This window comes from Draconibacterium orientale (genome assembly GCF_900111425.1).
Classification (GTDB): domain Bacteria; phylum Bacteroidota; class Bacteroidia; order Bacteroidales; family Prolixibacteraceae; genus Draconibacterium; species Draconibacterium orientale.
Genome location: NZ_FOHT01000077.1, coordinates 1 through 2,506 on the forward strand (window position 1 = coordinate 1; position 2,506 = coordinate 2,506).

Here is a 2,506-nt window from a genome sequence, read left to right on the forward strand (position 1 = left end):
TAAACACAACATCAAAATATTTTCGTTAGAAGTATCTTGGCGATACCACTTCTTCTTTCTTAAATCTTAGTTCGTACGATATCATTACTTCGTGTGTTCCGTTGCTGTAATGTTTCATATTGTTGGTTGTAAAATCGATGGCATACCCAACACGTAATTTCTGGTCGAATATCCATTGGGCAATAAACCCGTAAGAAGATCCGGTACGATACATCGCTCCGAGCCAGAATTTCTCCTTAATAAGGAAGTTTCCGGTAAGGTCGAACTGAAGCGGTGTACCTGTTTCAGAGGTAAACGATGCTTTGGTAAACATGGTAGGTTTGAATTTTACATTTTCGCCCATATCAAAAACGGCACCGGCAATCAGGAAATAGTGACGTAATTCACCATCAACCGAAAAGCTTTCCATATCGTTTTCAAAGGTAGTGCTCACTAATTTCGGAACAGAAAGACCCACATAGGCTCTTTTGCTGTATAAAAAGGCACCAACACCAAAGTTTGGTTTGAATGCATTTTTTATTTCGCCTGCAAAATTCGGATCGCCCGGGTCTAGAATGGTGTACGCTGCTAAATTGTTCGAATAATTGGTAAAACCACCTTTAAGTCCCAGCCTCAGATTTGTTTTCTCGCTAACAGGAACCAGGTACGAATAATCGGCAAAAACATAAAAACGTTTTTCCAATCCGGTTTTATCGTTAAGTACATTTAAGCCCAGTGCCACACGTTCATTTTTTAGCGGAGCCTGTATGGAAAAGGTATAAGTTGTAGGAGCACCGTCCCAACCGGTCCACTGATGACGTCCGAGTGCCATGAACCCTACCGATTCCCATGTACCGGCATAAGCCGGGTTAATGGTTTGTGTATTGAACATGTATTGAGTAAACATGGGGTCCTGTTGTGCATTTGACGTAAATGCTGCTACTACTATTGCCAGAATCCCTAAACCTTTGATTATATTTAATTTTGCTTTCATCATTTTAAATTTTTTCAGATTGGACATTCATTAATTAATCAATTAATTATTTAGGAATACGAATCCGGTAATAGGTTCTCTGCTTCCATCGTTAAAGTACAGTATGTAGTAATAGGTTGCTGTTGGCAACTGGTTGTTACCAAGCTGCATATCGTGCATCGAACTTCCGTCCCACCATGCATCTACATCTCCCCAGTAGCTTTCATTTCCGTAGCGTTCCTGCTCGTAAACCAGGTTACCCCATCGGTTAAAGATTTCTATTCTGGCATCATTGAAATCGTCACCCAATACTCTTTCGTCGCTGCCGCCCTGATCGCCAGTACAATAAATCATTATTTTGAAATAATCGTTGTAACCATCCTGGTTTGGCGAAAAGGCGTTTGGAATAACCGGTTCACCACAAGCAAACTGCTCAGGTGGCGTTCTGTCATCCACTGCATCTCTCCAGTCGCGTACACCATCAGCATCTGTATCCTGCAAGTAGGCATTAGAACCGATCGCATTTTGTCCACGTGTCCATCCTTCGGTAGTGGTGTTGTAAGTATCGTAAGCATCGTCGAGTCCATCACCGTCAGCATCGCTGCCAATGAAGCTTACATCTGCTATCGAATCATTCGGGAATTCATCCCAACCTTCAACGTTGTCGTCTTCACCTTCGCTATCGGTATCAGTGTCTAAGTAATCCGGAGTCCCGTCTAAGTCCATATCCCATGGTTCGTAAGTAATACCGTTGCTGGTAGGATCGTAGGCGTCATCCCATCCATCTCCGTTTGAGTCAATTCCCAGCGGAAGGATGTAGTCGTATTCTCCATCTTCAGCAATTGTTGATTGCCACTCAATGTTGTCAACAATACCGTCATTATCCGAGTCAATGTCTAATCGGTCAACAATACCGTCTCCGTCAGAATCAAGCGATGTTTGATCCAGAGCATTTTCCTCTTCGATAATATCCAGGATTCCATCATCGTCGTCGTCGATATCATCATTGTTAGGTACGCCGTCGCAATCGGTATCCAGAAGGACAACAATTGTAACTTCAGCAGTGTCGCAGTTTTCGGTATTAACGGTATGGCATACTGAGTAAGTGAAAGTAATAACAGCTTCAGTTGGTTCTTCATTCACATAAATTAAATTACCATCTGTAGCGCTTACTCCGTTTGGCAAATCGGTAAGAATAGTAAAGCTTACATTTTCGCGGGTAAACCCTTCATCGTTGGCAAACAAATCAAGCTCTCCGGAAACTGTTTCACCCGGACAGTAAATCAAAGTCAGAATATCATCGTTTGCTTTGAATGGATCGAAGCCACAATCAGCATCACCTTCTTCAACAGTAACAGTGGCTGTACAAGTTGCTTCGTTTCCACATTCATCGATTGCAGTTAATGTAACCTGGTTTTCACCAACGTTATCGCAGTTGAAAGTTTCCTGGCTGATAAACATGGTGTCGATAGTTCCACAATTGTCAGTTGCTCCGCCGTTGATATCATCAACAGTTATGGTTGCAACACCGTTTGCATCCAGTTGAACCGTAAT

The 2,506-nt window shown here is 42.5% G+C and carries 2 protein-coding genes; both read right to left on the minus strand.

What is annotated here, in order from left to right:
* Positions 1-25: 25 nt before the first annotated feature.
* Positions 26-976 carry a PorP/SprF family type IX secretion system membrane protein gene (locus tag BMW53_RS20515; protein ID WP_168136418.1) on the minus strand — a complete coding sequence of 317 codons (951 nt, stop codon included), beginning with the start codon at positions 974-976 and terminating at the stop codon, positions 26-28.
* 39 nt (positions 977-1,015) lie between these two features.
* Positions 1,016-2,506: T9SS type B sorting domain-containing protein (locus tag BMW53_RS20520; protein ID WP_074781172.1), on the minus strand; the 1,491-nt coding region annotated here is incomplete at its 5' end.